Here is a 20,740-nt window from a genome sequence, read left to right as displayed (position 1 = left end):
CCGATCGCCGCCTCGGGATTTATTTGTAAATTGAGAAGGAAAATGAGGAGCGTTCGCCCAATTTTAAGCGTATCACCGCCACATTCCACCACAATCTCCCAATGGCGTTTCTACTGGATAAGCAATACTATGTCTGACTATAAACTATCACGACGAGAGCTCATGGGGCTCGTCGCGGGCACGATGGCCGGCGGCTTTATTGGAGGGCAGGTGGAGTGCGCGGCGGCGAAGCCCGCCGTGCAGGGGGGCGGCGTCGCCCTGGATCTGCGCTGTGAATATTTGACCGATCCCTTAGGCCTCGATGAGCGCACGCCGCGTTTGAGTTGGGTAATCGAGGCGTCCGCGCGCGGATGGCGGCAGAGCGCCTATCAGATTGTGGTCGCCAGCACCCCGGACGATCTGGCCGCCGGGCATTTCGACCTGTGGAACAGCGGCAAGGTTCTGTCCGACGCCACCAGCCACATTGAATATCGCGGCAAGCCGCTGACGCCCCGGCGGCAGTGCTTCTGGCGCGTGCGCAGCTGGGACGCCGCCGGGGTCGCGACGCCCTGGAGCGAAACGGCGCGCTGGGAAATGGGACTGCTGGAGGAGGCGGATTGGAAGTCGAGCGCCTGGATCGGTCGTACGGCCGCTACCGCCGGCGCGCCGCCGGCCAGCCTCGAAGGCGTTTCGTGGATCTGGTACGGGGAGTTGGGCGTTAATCCCGCCGAAAAAGCTCCGAACGGATCGCGCTGGTTTCGCCGGACATTCATAGTTCCGAAGGGACGCCGATGCGTCTCCGCGCAGCTGATCTTTACCGTCGACGATGCGTATGACGTGCGCCTCAACGGACAGGAAGTGACGCGCGGCGGCTGCGAGGACGACTGGAAGACGACGAAGGCGCAGGATGTCACCCAGCATATCGTTCGGGGCGCGAACGTTTTGGCGATTGTCGGAACGAATGTGAAGGACGCCGCCGGCCTTGCTTGCCGTTTGGTGGTGACGCTGGATCAGGGCGCCTCGATCGTCGTGATCTCGGATGGCTCGTGGAAAGCGTTCGCAGCCGAAACCCCGGGATGGGACGCCCTTGGTTTCGACGACAGCGCATGGCCGGCCGCGCAGGTCGTGGCGGCGGTCGGGGATCATCCCTGGGGAGTTCCGTCGGCGGTTCCCGCATCCCTGTCCATGTCGGATCCCGCGCCGTATCTGCGTCGTGAGTTTTCGTCGAAGGATCCCGTCCAGCGCGCCCGGGTCTATGCGTGCGGCTTGGGATACGCCGATATTTATCTGAACGGGACCCGTCTCGGCGGCGCGTCCGAACGCGATCCCGCCTATACGGCGTTTGATAAACATGCGCTGTACGTGACTTATGATGTGACGCACTTGGTGGCGCTGGGCTCGAACGCCATCGGCGCGGTGCTGGGCAAGGGCTGGTACGATGTCCACGATCTGGCGACCTGGCAGTTCGAAAAGGCGTCCTGGCGCGGCCCGCAGCGGCTGCGCCTCGTGCTGGAGATCGAGTATGTGGGCGGCGGCCATCAAACCATCGTCAGCGACGACGCCTGGAAAACCGCCGCCGGACCCATTGTCCGCGATGGGATCTACAGCGGCGAGATCTACGACGCGCGGCTGGAAACGCCCGGCTGGGACCGTCCCGGCTTCGACGATAAGGCATGGGAGCCGGTCCACCACATGCCTGCGCTTGCTGGTAAGCTGGCGGCGCGGCGCTGTCCGCCGGTCGCCGTCACGCAGAGCCTGACCCCGGTCAGGATCACCGAACCCAGGCCCGGCGTGCATGTCGTCGACTTCGGGCAGAACTTCTCCGGGCACGTACAGCTGCGCGTGACCGCTCCCGCAGGGACCGCGATCACGATGCGTTACGGCGAATTGGTTCACGCCGATGGGACGCTGGATACCTCGAACATCGATTACTTCATGAACAAGACCACGCCGCCGCAGCTGTTCCAAACGGATACCTATATTTGCAAGGGCGGCGGTGAAGAGGTCTGGGAGCAGCGTTTCTCGTACAGCGGCTTCCAGTACGCCGAAATCACGGGATTTCCGGGCAAACCGAGCCCGCATAACTTCCGGGGACGATTCGCGCATACCGATGTCGCGTCGGCCGGGGAGTTCTCCTGCTCGGATGAGATGCTGAACAAGATTCAGCACGCCACGCGCTGGTCATATCTGAGCAACGCCCAGAGCATTCCCACCGACTGCCCGCAGCGCGAAAAGAATGGCTGGACGGGCGACGCCCATCTCGCCGCCGAAGCCGGCCTGATGAACTTCCAGTCGGCGGCGTTCTACACAAAGTGGCTGAATGATATCGCGGACAACCAGCAGGAAAACGGTCAGGTCGGCGACATCATTCCATCAGGCGGGTGGGGGAGCGGCGGCTGTCATCCCGCCTGGGACAGCGCCTACGCGATCATCGCCTGGGATTTATATCGATATCTCGGCGACACGCGCATCCTCGCGCGCCATTACGACTACATCGCGCGTTACGTCGATTACGTCGCCGGCCGGCTTGAGGACGACGTCGTTCCCTTCGACAGCCTCGGCGACTGGCTGCCCTGGAAGACCAAGACTCCCAGCCAGCTGAGCTCCACGGTCTATATCTATCACGACGCGCGCATTCTCTCCGATGCGGCCAAACTTCTGGGCCGCGACGCCGATGCGCGGAAATACGGCGCGCTCGCGGACCGTATCAAAGCCGGATTCCACGCCAAATGGTGGAACCCTGCGACGAAAATGTACGCCGAGGGCGAACAGACCGCGCAGGCCATGCCGCTGTTCTTCGGTCTCACTCCCGCCGAACATCAGGACGACGTCTTTGCCGCGCTCGTCGCGGACATCGAGCGGCAGGGCCACATCGACTGCGGCATCCTCGGCGCCAAATATATCCTGCGCGTCCTCTCCGACGGCGGCCGCGCCGACCTCGCGCATCACGTTGTCGCGCGTAAGGAGCAGCCGAGCTGGGCGTGGTGGATCACGCAAGGCGCCACGACGCTCTGGGAGCAGTGGACGGAAAGCGACTCCCACAACCATATCATGTTCGGCGACGTGAGCAACTGGTTCTTCCAGGCGCTCGCCGGCATCGGACTCGATCCCGAATCTCCCGGGTTCTCGCACATTCTCATCCGCCCTCAAGTCGTCGGCGGGTTGACCTGGGCAAAGGGCAGCCATCTTGGACCCCACGGCAAGATCGCCACAAGCTGGACGCGCCAAAACGGCAAATTCCATCTCGACATGACCATTCCCGCGAACTCCACCGCGACGGTCTGGATCCCGGCGGCCGGCGCCGCCCAGATCACCGAGGGCGGCGCCCCGGCGGCGCAGGCGAAGGGCGTAACGTTCGTAAGGCAGGAGATTGGCGCGACGGTGTACGCCATCGGTTCGGGGAGTTACTCATTTGTCGCGTAAAGCGTCGCACCTTAGGGAAGGTGGAGGATTCTCTTTGAGGCGCGATCGAGTATTATCTCTGGTATGAATGTCGAAGTACGCCAAACCACAAGTCCTATGCTTTTTGGCGTGGTAGCCATATTTGCGCTGCTTTTTGCCTGCTTCAACGCCCCATGGGTTATCAATTTTGTCGCGGCCCTTGGCGCATCCGCGCTGCATATCGGGATTCCGCGACGCCTGATCGCAGCATTGGGCGATCTCTTCTTGTTCGTGAGCATAGAAACACTCCTGATATGGAAAGAGATCGAGATTGTCCTAACCGACGACCGGTTTCGCTATCGTGAACGCTCGCTCATTTTCCGTAAGTCTCCGTGGATTGAGGCGCCATGGACGAACGTCCAGCAGTTGGACATCACGCCCGAGCAGATTCTTCTCGCCGTGAATGGCCGCAAGGTGCAACTCACAAATCGACTTACGCAGTTTGGCCGCATTGGCGACGCCGTGCGGACGAAAGCCTGCGATTTTTCGGTTTCCCCTGCACTGATCGCGAAGCATCCTATCCTATCCCAACTGAACGGAGCAGATACTCTTGCGATTTACTTACACCTCGCCGCCGGGCGCAAAGTAGAAGCCGTCCGCGATCTCAACACGAAATTGTCCCTCGATCTTTCGGAAGCCCGCATGCTGATGGAAAGCATCGATCGACCGTTTACTCGTCCTTTGTATTTGGCTCCGACTGCTAGTCACGCTGCGAAATCCGTAAATGCGACGGGCAAAATCGAATAGAAAGTCAAAATTGTCGGCGGTGAAGGCGGCTTGCCAGAAGAACGATGCAAGCCGCCTTCACCGCTGGTCGTGTTATTTGGCCGACGCGTTCGCCGCCTCTTCGATCCAGTGGACGATCTCTTTGGGGTGGGAGATAAACGCCACATGGCTGGCTTTGATCTCGCTGGTTTGGGCGCCCATGCGCTTTGCGTAGAAACGCTCCAGGTCCGGGCTGATCGCGTGGTCGTCCTGGCTGACCAGATACCAGGATGGAATCGTTTTCCAGGCGGCGGCGGGGATGGACTGTCCGAAGATCGCGCTGGCGAGAGGTTTCTGGACGATCCCCATAATGTGCGCTTCCTCCGCCGGCACATCGGCGCAGAAGGCGTCGTGGAACTTCGCCCGGTCGATGTAGAGGAAACCCGCCGCATCCGGTACGAGCGTTTTGGCGAGCGGGATCTGATCCGCGAACACGCCCACGGCTTCGCCGCTGTCCGGGGCGAATGCGGCCAGATAGACCAGGGCTTTGACGTTCGCCTGATCCGCCGCCGCGCCGGTGATGACCGCGCCGCCGTACGAATGGCCGACCACCACCACGGGGCCTTTCTGGGCCTCGATGACGCGCTTGGTGGTGGCGACATCGGCGTCCAGGGAAGTCAGTGAATTCTGGACGGCGAAGACCGTGTAACCGTCCTTCTCCAGCAGTGGGATGACGTGGCTCCAGCCGGTGGCGTCGGCGAATGCGCCGTGGACGAGCACGATGACGGGCTTGGCCGGAGCGTCGGCGTGCGCGGCCGAGAGAGGCGCGGCGATCGCCGCGAGGGCGATGGCGGCGGCCGAGAGGAAGCTGGCGTTGATGAATGTCATGGTCGTTTCTCCTATGGTCTGTCGTGTTTGCTGTGATGGTTGTTCGCCGCAGCTCGATTGGGTAATCGGCGTGGCTGCTTGATTATTGGGACTGCTCCAACAGGTCGTTGAATTGAGTGACGAACGAAGCGTCGCCGATCTTGCTCCGAAGAAGCTGCGCCCGTTCGACGATGATCTCCTCTGCATCCGCGCCCAATATCGTCATGGTTTCGGAGATGAACTCCGCCAGCGGCATCGCCCTTGGCTCTTCGCTGCTGTTGAGAAGATCTGTCCGCACCCACGGCGGCGCAAGCTCCAGAACCGCCACCGAACTGTTCCGGAGCCTGTACCGAAGCGACTGTGTGTAGGAATGCATCGCCGCCTTCGTGGACGAATAAACCGCCGCCGAAGCCATCGGGACGAAACCCAGCACCGAGGCGACGTTGACGATTGTCGCCGCCTCCTGCTGCTTCAGATGTTCGACCAGCGCCCCGGTCAGGCGGATCGGCCCCATCAAATTGGTCGTGATAGTGGACACGATCAGGTCTTCCTCGACAGCGCCTGCGGCGTTGTCGATATGCATGACGCCGGCGTTGTTGATCAGTACGTTCAGCGCTGGATGCTCCGCGATCAGCCACTGCGCCACTGCCGCGATGCTCGCCGAGTCCGAAATATCCAGTTCGACCGATTGCATGCCGGGATTTGCGCGAATCGTCTCGGCCAGATTGCCGGCCCGCCGCCCGGAGATGATCACCTGATTCCCAAGCGCGTGCAGCGCCTCCTCCAGCCCTCGGCCGATGCCTGAGCCGCCTCCGGTGATAAAGATCGTGTTGCCCGTGAGTTTCATTCCTGCTCCTTTTCTTTTGGGAAGCTGTCGCCGAACATGGGGGCGCCGCTCTGCGACTGTTCGCGCGTGGCTTCGTCCTGAATGACATCCCAGTGTTCGATCAGTACGCCGTCCTTCATACGGATAATGTCCGCCGCGATCCAGTTCGCCGGCAGTCCGATCCCGGAGTACCGGCCGTGCATGATGACGAAGTCTCCTTCCGCCGCGATCAATCCAAGCTCATATTTCGATGTTTCCGGGATCGCTCGGACGAGATCGAAGAGCCCCTCGCGTCCCGGCGGGATGTGGGCGCTGTGCTGAATGTAGTGCGGAGACCAATAGCGTTCCGCCAATGCGTAATCGCGCTGGTTGAACAGGGCCTCGAACGCTTCTAGCGCAATCGTCTTGTTTTGTTCCTGAGTGTTGACTTCCATGAGGATTAGCTTCCCTTTCCATAGAACGGATAGTCGGTGTAGCCGTGGGCGTCGCCGCCATAGAAGGTCGAGCGGTCGTATGGATTGAGCGGAAGGCTGAGCCGCAGGCGTTCGGGGAGGTCGGGATTGGCGATGAACAGACGGCCAAAGGCGACGGCGTCGGCGTTCCCGATCTTCAGGATCTCCTCGGCGGTATCGGGATGAAAACCGCCTGCCGAGATGAGCTTTCCCGTGTAGATCGCGCGCAGATGCTCGGTCGCCACCGGCGCCAGCCCTTCCGAGACCTCTTCATTGCCGTTGATTCGCGGCTCGATGATATGAAGGTAAGCGAGGCCGTAGCGATTGAGCTGCTTCGCGACGTATCCGAAGGTCGCCTCGGGATTGCTGTCGGACATCCCGTTAAAGCGTGTAGCGGGTGAAAGACGAACCGCGACACGGTCGGCTCCCCACACGGAGATGACCGCGTCCAGCACCTCAAACAGAAACCGGGCGCGGTGTTCGATCGGCCCGCCGTATTCGTCGGTCCGTTTGTTGCTGCCGTCCTGGAGGAACTGGTCCACCAGGTAGCCGTTGCCGCCATGGATTTCGACGCCGTCGAAGCCGGCCGCCTTCGCCCGAACCGCGCCGAGGCGATAGGCTTCGACGACGCCGGGTATTTCGTCCGTGCGAAGCGCGCGGTTTGGGGAGACCGGAACCCAGCCGTCCTTCGTGAAGGCGACGCCTTCGAAGGGGACGGCGGAAGCGCTCACCGGGGCCTCGCCGCCGGTCATCTCGACATGCGCGGCGCGGCCCACATGCCAGAGCTGAATGAAGATGAGGCCGCCTTTGGCGTGTACGGCGTCCGTCACCCGCCGCCAGCCCGCCGCTTGCGCGTCGGAGTAGATACCCGGAGCGCCCAGATAGCCCCGGCCGGTCACTGCAATGGTCGTCGCTTCCGAGACGATGAAGCCGCCCGGGGAGGCGCGCTGGCCGTAATATTCGACCATCAGATCGCCGGGGACATCCCCGGGCGTTTCCGAGCGCAGCCGTGTGAGCGGCGCCATCACGACTCGATGCGCGAGCGTATACGGACCGATCTCGACGGGAGTGAAGAGATAGGACGGTTTGAAAGCTGCGTCGGTAGTCTCCTCCGTTCTGGGGAAGGCGCAAGTTTCGACTGCGGGTTGTGAATCGATCAATGCGTTTTGCGTGAACATCGCGGTCTCCTTGTGGCAGAGTTTTACTGAAAATGGACGTTTGTTATGGAAGCGTCGGATAGTCCGTGTAGCCCTTCGCGTCGCCTCCATAAAAGGTGGCGCGCACAGGCGGGTTGAGCGGAGCGTTCCGCCGGATGCGCTCGGGAAGATCGGGGTTGGCGATAAACAGCCGTCCGAAGGCGATGGCGTCGGCGCGTCCCTCATCGACTGTCTCGGCGGCGCGTTCCGGCGTGTAGGCCGCTGCTGAGATGAGCGGCCCGTTGAAATGGGAGCGGAACAGCGCGGCGTTATTGACCGCGCCCGCGTGGAGATCGTCGCTCAGGCCGATTTCGGAGCCGAGCGCTTCGATCAGATGCAGATAGGCGATCCGCCGCTGACTGAGCTGTGCGATGACGTAGGAAAAGAGCCTTCGAGGGTCGCTGTCGGAGATCCCGCCGAACTGTCCGAAGGGCGATAGGCGAACGCCGACCCGGTCCGGCCCGATGGCGGCTCCGACCGCGTCCACCACTTCCAGGAGCAGCCGAGCCCGGTTCTCGATGGCGCCGCCGTAGTCGTCGCTGCGCCGGTTTGTCCCATCCTCTAGAAATTGCTCCAGCAGGGGCCGTTGGCGCCCTGCACGGAGACGCCGTCAAACCCGGCCTCCATGGCGTTGATGGCCGCCGCGCGAAAGGCGTCCACGATGCCGGGCAGTTCCGATGTGTCCAGTGGGCGCGGCGTTTCGTAATCGACGGCTTCAAAAGTCGGCGTGTGCGCCTGCCCCGTCGGCGGGATCGCGGACGGGGCGACGGGAAGCTCCTCGTTCGCCATATATGAAGAGTGCGAGTTGCGGCCGTTGTGAGCGATCTGCATGACGATCCGCCCGCCACGGGCGTGGACTGCTTTTGTGACCGCTCGCCAGCCCGTGATTTGCTCGGGAGTAAACACGCCCGGGACGCTTGGATAGCCCTGCGCCTGACGGCTGATCGTGGTGTCTTCCGTGAAGATCAGCGCCGCCGAGGCGCGCTGGGCGTAATATTCGGCGTTCAGCGGTGTGGGAACCCCGCCGGCGCCGGCCCGCATCCGGGTGAGCGGAGCCATGATGATTCGGGTGGGAAGCTCGATCGCCCCCAGCCGCAGCGGCGTGAAGAGTGTGTTGGCTGCCAATGGTGTCCTCCAATCCCTCAAAAACGCGCCTCAGCGAAATGTGACTTCGCCCATGTCGATCGCGACCAGCAGCGGCTCCGGGACCTTGACGTAGTCGCCTTCGTAGGCATAGATGCGGCGCTTGGTCGGGACGATCACGCCGCTGACGTCGCGATACTCCGAAGCGTAATTGAGACCGGTCGCGCCGCCGAGGATGTCGACCGTATAATCGTGCCGGCGCAGCAGACCGTCGGGACCGAAACACGAGATCTGCTCGCGAGTATGGCTTTTCACATAGTCCGGGAAGGTGACCTTCAAACGCCGCCACGTCTCGCCTTCGACCTGGATTGGAGCGATTTCCTCGGTCGCAAACCCCTCATAGGTATAGAGAAACGGGGTGGTCAAATACGTCCACAATGCCTCGCCCTGGAAATAGGCGACATGAATGTCGTCCCAAGGCGTTTCGCGCTGCTGCCCCTCGAACGACTTCTCCGGGTCATTGCGGACCTCAATCGGTGTTCCGTCCGCTCGCTCCAGCACGATGCGGCTGGGCTCAAAGATCGTGCGCTTGTCCTGGCCGGGGAAGTCCGTGACCAGATGCTCGCTCTTCGTATCGATAGTCATGACGACGTCCTTGAGGGCATCGGGCTTGCCTTTGACGTACCAGATGGCTCCGGTGAGGGACGCCTCCACTCGCGCCTGCGTCAGTTCGTTCCAGCGGCTCAGGCCGCCGTGCGCTTTGATGGCTGTCTCCAATAGTTCGTTCATGATTTTTCTCCTCGTGATCGGATGTGATCCGCTCTCTGAAGTTCAGGGACGGCTTATTATCTCCGAGAGGGGTTTCCGCAACGTTGTCCGTTCAGGAGGAAAATCGTTCCGCTCCCGAGAACGTTCGCCCGGCGGACCTGTGCTTCATCAACGATGTTCACGCCAAAAGGAATTGTCACCGCCTTGATCCCTGCCGACTCCGTATCCACATCCTTCACAATCACGCTTTTTGGACCGATGCAGGTGCTGGTCGAAGGCCGCGCGCTGCCGCGTTTGCGCTCCCGAAAGGTCCTCTGGCTGCTGGCGCTCCTGGTGCTCCGAAAGGCGCGCCCGGTCGATCGCGAATGGCTGGCTGGAACGCTCTGGCCGGATGCGGACCAAAGCGCGGCGGCCACAAACCTGCGCGTGGCCCTCAGCGCGCTGCGCCGTGCGCTGGGAAGCGAAAGCTGGCGTCTCCAATCGCCTGCTCGTCACACCCTGTCCTTCAATCTTGACGGAGCGGATGTGGACGCGCATGTGTTTGATGAGGCGGCGGCCGGGTTGGAGACGTCATCGCTGGAGCGGGCGGCGGCGCTCTATCGCGGGCCGCTGCTGGAAGGATGCGCCGAGGGGTGGGCGGAGCCGGAGCGCGCCGAGCGCGAACAGCGCTGCCTTCAGGCGCTGCAAACGCTGGCGGACGCCGCTGTCGCGACCGGAGATTGGGCGGCGGCGGTCCGGAGCTATCAGCGGGCGATTTCACTGGATCCCTGGCGAGAGGCCTCGCGCCGAGGGCTGATGCGCGCGCTCGCCCAAAGCGGCGACACTAACGCGGCTCTGGAGGTTTATCAGTCCTTCGTACGCTGGCTGCGCAAGGACGACCCAAGGGCGTCTCCAGACGAGGAGACCGTCGCGCTCTACTCGTATTTGCGGGCGGAGGCGCGGCTTCGCGCCTCCGCGCCGGCCCGCGTCGCACATCACGAAGCATCAGACGGTCCAGTTGTCATCGGGTATCTGCCGCATTCGCCTACGGACCTTGTCGGGCGCGAAGACGAGCGAGAGGATGTGCTTGAGGCGCTGCGCAGGTCTCGTCTGGTGACGCTCACGGGAGCAGGCGGGATCGGCAAGACGCGTCTGGTCATCGCGGTCGCCGGGGAGGCCGCGCCGGAATTCGCCCAGGGGGTATGTCTCGTCTCACTGGAGGCGCTGACCGACGGCAGGCAGATCGCCCTGCAAGTGGCGAGTACGCTGCGGCTGAAGGAGGGAAGCGGACGAACGCTGCTTGAGATCCTGATCGCCCATTTGCGATCCCAGCGCGTGCTGCTGGTGCTGGACAACTGCGAGCACCTGCTGGACGCGAGCGCCGAGCTGGCGGGGCGTCTGCTGGAGGAGTGCGCGGGGCTGCAAATTCTTGCGACCAGCCGTGAGGCGCTGGGGGTGACGGGGGAGGTCGTCTGGATGGTCCCGGCGCTTTCCGTCCCGGATCCCGCGTATCTGCCGGCGCCCGACTCCGGCCTCGCGCGGGTGCTGAGGGGCTACGAAAGCGTGCAGCTTTTCATGGATCGAGCCCAGGACGTTCAGAAAACATTCCTACTCACGCGGGACAATGCGCGGGCGGTCGCCCAAATCTGCGCGCATATAGACGGCATTCCGCTCGCCGTCGAGCTGGCCGCCGCCCGGGTCGGCTCCCTGACAGTCCATCAGATCGCCGAGCGTTTGGACGATCACCTCGCGCAGCTTACCGACGGCGGCGGCGCGGCGCAGTCGCGCCAGCAGACACTGAGAGCGACGCTCGATTGGTCGTATGCGCTACTCAGTCCTTCGGAGCAGCGTTTGCTGGAGTGTGTTTCGGTCTTCTCGGGCGGCTGGACTCTGGAGGCGGCCGAGGAAGTCTGTTCCGATGAGGCTATTCCGAAATGGCGGGTGCTGGACCTTCTGATCTCGCTGGTTGACAAATCTCTGGTGGCGTTCGATGCGACGGGACCAATGGAAAGCGGGCGATATCGACTTCTGGAGATGGTGCGTCAGTACGCGGATGCGCGGCTCTCCGAGCACGGCTGGGCGAGCCTGCTTCAGATCCGGCATCGGGATTGGTTCTTCAAGATTGTGGAAGCGGCGAAGCTGCCGTATGTGGAGCGAGTCGAACTCGAAAGGGCGCTCCAGCGTTTGGACAAGGATTATGACAACTTGCGGGAGGCGCTCCATCGATGCGAAAGGGACGCACAAGGCGCCGAAACCGGCTTGAGAATTACGGCTGCGTTGTGGCGGTATTGGGCCGAACGGCGGCTTTACAGCGAGGGGAGGGCATTCCTCAATCGGGCGCTTGCCCTTCCTGATAACGATGGAGATACGGCGGCGAGGGCGCTGGCGCTCAAAGGCGCGGGGATGCTCGCGGATTGTCAAGGCGACTACATCTCGTCGCGAGCGCGCTACGAACAGAGCCTCCGCATTTTTCGAGCGCTGGGAGATCGAGTAGAGATCGGCCTTCTGCTCGGGTATCTGTACGAAGTAGCGTATCAGCAAGGTGACGCCGAATCTGCCCAGCGCTACTACGAGGAGGTGAGGGCGCACTACAAACAAAGCTTGATCGATTTTCGCGATTCACAGAATTCTCTGAATATTGGCAACACTCTGCTCTGGCTAAGCTCATTGACCGAAACTCAGGGTATGAGGATTTTGGATCCGCGGTATTATGAGGAGGCGCAATCGTTTGTCGAAGAGGCGGTCGACGTTTTCCGGAAACTCGGCGATATGGGCAGCCTGGCTTTGGCTCTGAGCAATATGGGAGTTCTGGCCTATCGACAGGGAAACTTCGCTGCGTCGCAGGCCCACTACGAACTGAGTCTCAGCATTACACGCGAATTGGGAGACAGGGTCGGGGTCGCGATGCGCCTCAATTACTTAGGCGTTCTGGCCGATCGACAGGACGACTTCGTCTCGGCTAAGGATTACTACGAGCAGGGCCTCAGTATTTCCCAAGAACTGGGTGACAAGAGCTGGATCGCCATCCACATGAGCCGCTTGGACATGCTTGCCTATCGTCAAGGCGATTACGTCTCGGCGCGGGTTCTGCTGGAGCAGGAGCTCCTGATTTGCAGTGAACTTGGGGAGCTACTGGGGTTTGCCGCTGGGCTGGAAAGAATGGCGACCGTGACGCTGGCGCAGGCGGATGTTCCGAGAGCGGTGCGTTTGTGGGGCTCCGCCCATGCGCTGCGCGACAGTATTGGCGCGCCCTTGCCCCGCGAATCTCTGGAGAAGTTTAACGAGGAGCTCATGGAGGCGCGTTCCGTGCTGGGCGAAGATGAGTTTGCCGCCCTTTGGGACGGGGGCCGCGCCATAACTTGGGAGCAGGCGCTGGATTACGCGCTGACGGTATCGTTTTGAGCGGCGTTCTCGCCATGGCCGGGCAGCCCGGAGTGTTACCAGGCGCTCTGGGAGATGCACGGAGATGTCGAGCCGTACGAGTTGCCGGAAACGATCGACACGCTCTCGCGCAAAGACGCTCTCGGCTATGTCGCGTTTATCGACTCTATCATCGATCTCACGCTCGATCATCTCGACCTTGATGCAGATGAGACGGGATTCTCGTGGTATAAGGGCATGAGCAAGCTTTCGCACGAGCTCATGAACCTGCGTCATCTTCAGGGACACGTCGGTCAGCTTTCTGAGCTTCTGCTGGCGCGTGGAATAGATACACATTGGATCAGCAAGTAGGCGCGTGTGACCCGGGGCGTCAGTATATTCCATGTCGGTATCGCCGCCTCCCTTGCTTGCGCGAGCAAAAAGCGAAGATAATATCCCATGAACGCAACCACGGCTATCACGTCTTCTCCCATTATCCCGGCGCCGATTCCCTTGACCGCGCGGCCTCTGCCGCTGACGGATGTGCGGCTGACCGGCGGTCCGCTGAAGCATGCTCAGGATCTCACCGCGCAGTATCTTCTGGAGTTAGAACCCGACCGAATGATGGCGTACTTTCGCGTGCGCGCCGGCCTCGCGCCGAAGGCGCTGGGATATGAGGGATGGGATGGGGAGGGGCGTAACCTGACCGGGCATATCGCCGGACATTATCTCTCCGCCGTCAGCCTGATGTTCGCCGCGACGGGGGACGCGCGTTTCAAAGAACGCGCCGACGCGCTTGTTCGCGAGATGAGCGATGTGCAGGCGGCGAACGGCGATGGGTATCTTGGCGCGCTCGCCGATGGGAAAGAGCGTTTTCAGGAGATTTCGCGCGGGGATATTCGGTCCGGAGGCTTTGACCTTAACGGTCTCTGGGCGCCCTGGTACGTGCTGCATAAAACATACGCCGGACTGCGCGATGCGTATCGATGGACGGGCAACTCTCTGGCGCTGGAGCTGGAAGTTCGCTTCGCGGAGTGGGCGGAGGCGATCCTTTCGGGTCTCGATGAAGCCCAGGTTCAGAAGATGCTGAAGACGGAGTTTGGCGGAATGAACGAGGTCTTCGTCGACCTTTACGCCGATACGGGAGACGCGCGCTGGCTGGCGCTTGCCGACCGATTTGAGCATCATGACGTAACCGATCCATTTGCGCGCCGGGAAAACGCTCTCCCGGGCCTGCACGGCAATACGCAGATCCCCAAGCTGATCGGGACTTTGTCGCGTTATCTCCAAACCGGCCGGGAGCAGGACGGCGTCGCCGCCCGGTTCTTCTGGGACGCCGTCGTAGAGCATCACACCTTCGCCACGGGAGGGCATGGCAAGGATGAGTACTTCGGTCCCCCCAATGAGCTCAGCGAACGCGTGGATGGCCGCACGGACGAGAGCTGCAACGTCTATAATATGCTCAAGATGACCCGGACGCTGTTCGCGCTGGATCCGGACATCAAGTACGCCGAGTTCCAGGAGCGCGCGCTGTTCAACCATGTGCTGGGGTCGATCGATCCCGAGGACGGGCGCATGTGCTACATGGTTCCGGTTGGGCGCGGCGCCGAGCGCGAATATCAGGACAAATTTCACGACTTCACTTGCTGCGTGGGCAGCGGCATGGAGAGCCACGCGCTGCATGGCGATGGAATTTATTACACGACCGGCGATAAGCTCTGGATCAACCTTTACGCGCCTTCGACTGCCGACTGGAAATCCGCCGGCGTTCGTTTGACGATGGAAACGACTCTGCCGGAAGGCGACAACGCGACGCTCACATTAGAGATGGACGCGCCCCGCCGGCTGAAATTAGCCCTGCGTCGCCCATCATGGGCGGGCGCTGGGTTTGACGTGAGCGTCAACAGCGCAGGCGTCGCCGATCTCCCGCCGCCGGGCGGGTATGTCCAGATCGAACGCGAGTGGACGGGCGGCGACACAGTGACTCTGTTGCTCCCGAAGACGCTTCGCGCGGAGCCGCTGCCGGACAATCCCAATCGCGTCGCATTCTTATGGGGACCGCTCGTTCTGGCCGGCGACCTGGGGCCGGAGCAGCCGAAAACGCCGGTCAGCGCGCCTGTCTTTATCGCCGCCGGCGTTCCGCTCATGGAGTGGCTGAAACCCGTGGGCGATCACCCCGGTCACTTCCGCAGCGAGCGCGTCGGCCGCGATAGCGATAACGCCGCCTGCGAGGTCCAGGTCGATTTCGTTCCCTTCTTCCGGCTGCACCGGCGCGCTTATTCTGCTTACTGGGATCTGTATACACCCGAAGGATGGGGCGCCCAGTCCGTGGAAGTTGCCGCTGCGCAGGAAAAGAAGCGACGATTGGAGGCGGTGACCGTCGCCTATGCCCAGCTCGGTGAGATGCAGCCCGAGCGCGACTGCAATTTGCAGGAGGAGGGTACAGCGTCGGATCGAATACTCGGCCGCCCCGGCCGCCGGGGCAAAGGCTGGTTTTCCCTGGACCTTGCCGTGGATCCCGCATCTTCGCTGTCGTTAATCGCGACCTATCAAACGCTGGAGTTTCAGCCGCGAACGTTCGAGATCCTGGTGGACGGGCAGCGCATCGGAGAACACGCAATCGAGCGCAGCCGCCCGGGAAGCGCAAACGGCGCGTTCCATGATGTCGCGTATGCGATTCCCGACGAGTTGGCGGCTGGGAAAGAACGGGTCACGGTTCGATTTCAAAGCGCGCAAGGCAATGAGATCGGGGGCGTGTTTGGCGTGCGGATAGTGCGGCGCAGTTCCAGCGCCTCTTAAAAGCTCGCGGCTTCGCCGAATGCAGCGAGCGGCTTTTCATTCATGGCGTATGGTGACGTCCGTAAAATCGCCGGCGAGTGGGATTATGATGGGCGTGGCCTCGCCCGCATGAATTTTTAGCCGGGCGTCGGGATGTTTCCCGGCGCTCACCGAATACGTTCCGGGCGGCAGGCCGCGCACGGAGATGGTGGCGTCGTGGGGCGCTCCGTCGCGATTTTCCAGCGTGAATGCAATGCGGCGCCATTGTCCATCGAATACGATGGGGCGGCCGCGCGCGAATCCGTCGCGATCCATCGCGATACTGACCCGATTGGCTCCCAGGACGGCGTCAAAGCGCGCCCGCAGTCCGTCCTTGGGAATGACATGGATCTCCGGTCCCTGCTGTGATATGTCGCCGCCGTAGGCGAATAAGCCGAAGATCGGGTCGCGAACGACAATAGTCGCCGCCGTGCGGAGCGCGCCGCTGAACCCCAGATCGATCTCGCCCGAATACCACCACGGCCCGCGTCCCATCTCTTTGTTTCCCAGCCACGCGCGTCCCCATGGACGCGGCTCGAAGCCGCCGCTCGCGCCGCCGTCGTTATTTGCGCCCGGATACCAGTAGCCGTAGTTCGATTCTGAAGTCCCCGTATTGAGCAGAGCCCACGAACTCAGAGAAGAGGCGTAACCCAGTCTCAGGTAGGGAGCGGGATCGGCCGCGTCGTGCAGCGCGTAGTCGACAATCGCCCAGCCGCCCATCTGCGCCATATAGCTGAGGGTGTAGGAAGCGCTGCCGCCGCCGCGGTAGTCGCTGCCGAGGTAGTAGTACGAGGTCTCCAGCCAGCCCCGGCAGGCGATATTCAGCCGCATCTGTTCTTCCCGAAAAGCCCGCGCGTCATCATATTTGACCTTGGTCTGAAAGTCCGTCGTTCTGGGGCCGCTTGCCGTGACGCGATCCATGGCGTACCTGGCGAGAGCCTGAGTCGATTCAAAGCCCGTCGAGTCGAACGAATATTCCGAGCCGTAGAGGTAGGGATGTTTGTTGACGAAAAATTCGACCTTCTTTTCCCACTCCGCGCGCAGCCAATCGGCCTGGTCGTGATGACCCGCTGCGCCAAGCGCCTGGATGAGATCGGGGATGACGACTTCGTTGTACGTCCCGGTTTCATACGGCGACCAGCTTGCAAGCGCCATGGGGATGGTGAAGAACGCTTTGGCTGTCCCGAATGCGCGCTCCAGATAGCCGTCGGCGTCCAGATAACTGGTCATCTCCGGATCGTTCTTCGCCACCTGGTACATGCTGTAGTAGAGCGAGATCACATGCGGGTAATCGTAGATCCGCCAGAGGTGTTTTTTGCCGTCGTTGGTGTCTGGGCCGTCACGCAAGACTTTCCAATTAGGAATGCCGTAGATGGCGTACGGGTAGGGCTCCTTGTCCGTCTGCTGAAGGCCGCCCCAGACGAAGTTCTTGATGTAATACTCGACGGCGTCGATCTCGCCTTGATCGGGATAGTAGATGTTTTTTGCCGCGACATACCCCGATTTGCCGAGCGTGGTGTCGTCGCTGGCGACGGCGTAGGACCACAGGCCGTCCAGATCGTCCGGACTGCGCAGGACCTAACGCTTCATGTCCCATTGGGAAAAGAGGCCGTTGTACCACTTGGCGGGATCGCGGTGCTGCTCGTGCGAAACTAAGAAAGCGGCGCGCTTTTTATAGAGCGTTTCCAGCGGCTCGGTCACGAAGAACTCCAGCGGCAATGACCGGCCGCCGCCAAGATCAATCGTGAGCAGATTTTCGCCGAGCTGGGCGAAGCGCGCCCGGTAGACGTGAATATCTTTCCCGCGCTCCCCCAGGTATTCGACTTTGGTCTTGCCGGGATGCTCGGCCGTCACGCGTTTAATTTGGGCGCGCGTTCGCAGCGAAAACATCGCGGAGAGGTCGGTCGGAACGGTCATCCCGGGAACGACATTGATATCCGCCAATCCCTCGTCGCAGAGCACATCGCGGACGCCAGCGTAATTGGGCGCCCATTGAAATCGAAAGGAATAGGTATGGGTGTCGCCCGCCTGTCCTTGCGGAGCCAGAACCAGATGTGTCTGTGGCAGACGCCATGTTCCGCCCTTGGCGCGCAGGTCCGCGCGCGCCGCTTGTGAGTGGATGTAAGGCGTATACGCGCCGCGCGGCGGCTCATCGAAATACTCCAGCGATGTTCCCGCGCCGGGCGTCATGACCAGAAACGGCCCCTGAGCATTGGTCCGCATCCAGTAAATGAACGAACCGCCGCCCGCGACAAAACTATGGCGGATCAATCGCTTGGTGTATGTCTCCGATGTGTCCGCGCCGTAATGTGTGTTGAAGGGCAGGGGAAGCCCCATGTCGCCGATCTCCAGCTTGCGGTCGGTGGCATTGCTCAGAGCGATCGTCCAGACCAGCGCCGCGCCCTTGAGCCGAAACTCTTCCGTCGCTTTGAAGCTGTTTGTCCGGCTGATTGTGTAGCGCAGAGTGTCTTTGCCGTTACCGCCGGCCGCCGTCGCCTCGGACGCCTGTTTCCACTCCCTGTCGCCGGCGGCTCGGTAGCGGAGGATGAGATTTCCAAGGGCGCTCTTCGGCGCGACATAATCGGTGTCGTATCGATCGTGAACGCGTTTCATGTGGGTGACGCCGCGCGGGGAGTAACCGATTTGAAAGGCGCTGCTGGAGATCGTCTGCGGCGCGGGCGCCGGCGGAAGCGTAGGCATCGTGGTTTCCTTGCAAATCACCGCGCCTGGTCGGACCGGATCATCCGGATGCCGTAGACGGCGGCGATCTCCTTGCCGCCGGCGGTCTGGAAGCGCACCGTGACTTTGGTTTTGCCCGACACGACGTCCGAGGGGATGGCGTAGGTGACATCGTAGAACTTCGGCGTCAAACCTCGCTCGACAGTCTCTGCGCCGACTTTGACGCCGTTGACCAGAATATCGAAGATCCGTGTGTCCCGCTCCTGCGCGTTGTACGTGACGATCAGCGCCATGGGATGCGCGGGATCGACGGGGAGATCGAAGGAAAACCACTGTCGGCCCCGGCGCCCCGCGCGGCCCATCAATCGGTCCGGCTCCGTTTCTTCGCCCTGCTGGTTGAAATCGCGCTCGGTCTGCATCTGTCCGGGCTGCGCGAACGCGACGGTGGCCGCGTCCAGCTTGCGCTGTGTCTCCTGCTCGGCGGCGATCTCCGCCGCTTTCTTGGTCCATTCCTCGCTGGTGTACAGATCCCAGTAAGCGGCGTACGTACGCCGATGGAGCCGATAAAACGGCGTGAATTGGACTTCCATCGCCTGCCCTGCGCCGCCGGGGTTGCGCCCCGCGCCGATGCTCTGGAACTGCCCGGGCGCGTTCGCAGCGGGCTTTAGCCACTCCGCAACGGGCCGCTCCGCCGTCGTGAAGACCGGAACGGGCGGGCGCGGCGCATCGTCGTCGCGCTCCGGCCCGAGATCGCCGGCGAGGACCAGCGGCCCCCACATCAGCGCCACTCGACTGGGATTGTCCGGCAAGGGCTCCATTCTCAGTGTCTTCGGCAGCGAGAGCGTCACCGTATCGCCGCTCTTCCATCGCCGCTTCAATTCAACATACGCGCCGGGTCTGGGTAACGCCGCAACCGGCTTGCCGTTGATCGCCACACGGAACCCTTCGCCGGCCCAGCGCGGCCGGCGCAGCGCGAGCGTGAGCTCCTTGGGAGATTTCAATGTTATCGTCAGCGTTGCCGTCTCGCCCTCGGGGAAGTTCGTGCTCATGGAAAGGCGGGCGCCCTTCGCCTTCCAGTCGGCGATGGTCGGCGCGTAAAGGTTCACCCAGAGTTTCTCGCCGGCCGTGTAATAAATTCCGTACCCGTGCAGCGCGTGGTTCTCCATCCCGGTGCCCACGCAGCAGGTGAAGCTTTCGAACATGTCTTGATATTCGCGCTGGACGCCCTGACCGACCGGGACCATATAACACGTTCGCCCGTCCTCCGGGTCCATCGATCCGAGGACATGGTTGAACAGCGCCCGCTCATGGAACTCGGCGTACTTGATGTCCGGATCCAGCGCGAACAGCTCGCGAGTCATCTTGAGCATATTGTAGACGTTGCAGCTCTCGTCCGTGCGGCCATCCACATGCGCGCTAAGCTGGTCGGGTGGTCCAAAGTATTCGTTCTGCCCGTGCCCCCCGGTCGCGAAGGTGTGATGCTCCACGACGGTGTCCCAGAAGAACCGGGCGGCGACGCCGTCCGCCGCATCGCCCGTGTAGACGTAACGCGACAACGACCCGATCAGCTTGGGAATCTGCGTGTTGCCGTGCAGACCGCCGAGGATATCCTGCCGGCGCGCAAGCGGCTCCAGAACGGCGCGGTGCTGGAACTTGTCCGACAGCGCCAGCCAGCGTTTATCGCCTGTGTCGGCGTAAAGGTCCGCCAGCGCCTCGTTCATGCCCCCGAACTCGGTATTCAGCATCTTCTGGTCCTGGGCATCGTCTAATCCAGCCAGCGTCGCCTCCACCCAGCCGGCAAACTTCTTCTCAACGCTCAGCGCGGTTTTATTGCCCGTGTATCGATAGGCGTCGCGAAGTCCCGCGAAGATCTTGTGCTCCACGTACCATGGCGACCAGAGCCCATTCAGATCGAAGCCCCCGGATCTGATCACGCCGTTCGCCAGCTCGGCGTATCGCTTTTTCCCGTCCTCCTGAGCGCCCAGATAACCATTGCCGTTGGCGTCCTGAACGGTCTTCATCTCCGCCGCCAGGATATCCGCCCGCTGCTTGAAACGCGCGTCGCCAGTGGCGGCATACATCAAACTCACCGCCGAGAGATAGTGTCCGGCGATATGCCCCGCCAGGCTCTTGCCGTCGCTGTCCCAGCCGCCATAGCCCTTTGCCTTGGGCGCAAGACCTGCTTGCGCGCGCAGGTACGCCATCATTCGATCGGGTTCGAGCTTGAGCAGATAAGCGGCGTCTAGATCCTGCGCGTGCTTCAGCGGACCGCCGGTCAGCCGCACATCCGTCAGCGGCAAAGGCCGCGCGATACAGGGAACAGCATCCTTGATCGCCTCTTCGGAATCCACGCGCGCCTCCCGGTTCGCCAGCGAATGGGCGGGGCGCGCCGCGCCGACGCCCAGCGCCGCTCCCGCGCCGGCCGCTCCCACGGCCTGGAGGAAGCGCCGGCGAGTGAGGGAAGGGGCAGCCGGGGGATCGATCTTGGGTGTAGACATGGAACAGTCCTAACGATGCGGGTCGTACTCGTGATACGCTTATTATAGAGCAGCGCGCGCGTGGCCGGCTATGGAGTGAAGGCGATATCT

12 protein-coding genes and 2 pseudogenes are annotated in these 20,740 nt (G+C 62.2%); 5 read left to right on the top strand and 9 right to left on the bottom strand.

Annotated elements, in window-relative coordinates; all coding sequences use genetic code 11:
* Positions 1-129 precede the first annotated feature (129 nt).
* Both D5261_RS22850 and D5261_RS22845 read left to right on the top strand, forming a co-directional pair.
* The gene (locus D5261_RS22850; protein WP_165864668.1) at positions 130-3,402 is read left to right on the top strand and encodes a family 78 glycoside hydrolase catalytic domain; all 3,273 of its coding nucleotides are present in this window, start codon (positions 130-132) and stop codon (positions 3,400-3,402) included.
* Positions 3,403-3,465: 63 nt separating this feature from the next.
* Positions 3,466-4,167, top strand: a complete 702-nt coding sequence (locus D5261_RS22845; RefSeq protein ID WP_125206396.1) for a YdbT family protein — start codon at positions 3,466-3,468, stop codon at positions 4,165-4,167.
* Positions 4,168-4,239: 72 nt separating this feature from the next.
* On the opposite strand, the gene D5261_RS22840 is transcribed toward D5261_RS22845, so the two are convergent.
* The 6 genes and pseudogenes from D5261_RS22840 to D5261_RS22810 form a co-directional block, all read right to left on the bottom strand.
* Entirely contained in the window at positions 4,240-5,013 is a 774-nt protein-coding gene (locus D5261_RS22840; protein WP_119325050.1) for an alpha/beta fold hydrolase, read from the bottom strand.
* Positions 5,014-5,095: 82 nt separating this feature from the next.
* Positions 5,096-5,839: an SDR family oxidoreductase gene (locus tag D5261_RS22835; RefSeq protein WP_119325051.1), complete on the bottom strand. Its 744-nt coding sequence runs from the start codon at positions 5,837-5,839 to the stop codon at positions 5,096-5,098.
* Entirely contained in the window at positions 5,836-6,252 is a 417-nt protein-coding gene (locus tag D5261_RS22830; RefSeq protein WP_119325052.1) for a nuclear transport factor 2 family protein, read from the bottom strand. The genes D5261_RS22835 and D5261_RS22830 overlap by 4 nt, the downstream gene beginning before the upstream one ends.
* Positions 6,253-6,257: 5 nt before the next feature.
* Positions 6,258-7,448: an alkene reductase gene (locus D5261_RS22825; protein ID WP_119325053.1), complete on the bottom strand. Its 1,191-nt coding sequence runs from the start codon at positions 7,446-7,448 to the stop codon at positions 6,258-6,260.
* Between the two features lie 43 nt (positions 7,449-7,491).
* Positions 7,492-8,525: pseudogene (locus tag D5261_RS33530) on the bottom strand (alkene reductase).
* Between the two features lie 96 nt (positions 8,526-8,621).
* The gene (locus D5261_RS22810) at positions 8,622-9,338 is read right to left on the bottom strand and encodes a hypothetical protein (protein WP_119325054.1); all 717 of its coding nucleotides are present in this window, start codon (positions 9,336-9,338) and stop codon (positions 8,622-8,624) included.
* Positions 9,339-9,521: 183 nt separating this feature from the next.
* On the opposite strand from D5261_RS22810, the gene D5261_RS22805 reads away from it, so the two are divergent.
* The 3 genes from D5261_RS22805 (at position 9,522) to D5261_RS22795 (ending at position 15,455) form a co-directional block, all read left to right on the top strand.
* Positions 9,522-12,698 carry an ATP-binding protein gene (locus D5261_RS22805; RefSeq protein ID WP_165864669.1) on the top strand — a complete coding sequence of 1,059 codons (3,177 nt, stop codon included), beginning with the start codon at positions 9,522-9,524 and terminating at the stop codon, positions 12,696-12,698.
* 54 nt (positions 12,699-12,752) lie between these two features.
* The gene (locus tag D5261_RS22800; RefSeq protein WP_119325056.1) at positions 12,753-13,028 is read left to right on the top strand and encodes a hypothetical protein; all 276 of its coding nucleotides are present in this window, start codon (positions 12,753-12,755) and stop codon (positions 13,026-13,028) included.
* A gap of 87 nt (positions 13,029-13,115) precedes the next feature.
* A complete protein-coding gene (locus D5261_RS22795) occupies positions 13,116-15,455 on the top strand; it encodes a glycoside hydrolase family 127 protein (RefSeq protein ID WP_119325057.1) in 2,340 nt (779 codons plus the stop codon).
* Positions 15,456-15,491: 36 nt separating this feature from the next.
* Here D5261_RS22795 and D5261_RS33700 read toward each other — a convergent pair whose 3' ends face one another.
* The 3 genes and pseudogenes from D5261_RS33700 to D5261_RS22780 form a co-directional block, all read right to left on the bottom strand.
* Positions 15,492-15,968 (bottom strand): DUF5695 domain-containing protein, encoded by a 477-nt coding sequence (locus D5261_RS33700; protein ID WP_245992681.1) that lies wholly within the window; start codon positions 15,966-15,968, stop codon positions 15,492-15,494.
* 435 nt (positions 15,969-16,403) lie between these two features.
* Positions 16,404-18,086, bottom strand: a pseudogene (locus D5261_RS33695) (DUF5695 domain-containing protein); the annotation flags it as partial.
* A 104-nt stretch (positions 18,087-18,190) separates the two neighbouring features.
* Positions 18,191-20,650 (bottom strand): glycoside hydrolase family 127 protein, encoded by a 2,460-nt coding sequence (locus D5261_RS22780; protein ID WP_119325060.1) that lies wholly within the window; start codon positions 20,648-20,650, stop codon positions 18,191-18,193.
* Positions 20,651-20,740: the final 90 nt, after the last annotated feature.

It is taken from the genome of Capsulimonas corticalis (assembly GCF_003574315.2).
In the GTDB taxonomy this organism is placed as follows: Bacteria; Armatimonadota; Armatimonadia; order Armatimonadales; family Capsulimonadaceae; genus Capsulimonas; species Capsulimonas corticalis.
Note: the sequence above shows the minus strand (reverse complement) of the source record. Positions and strands in the feature narration are given on the sequence as shown.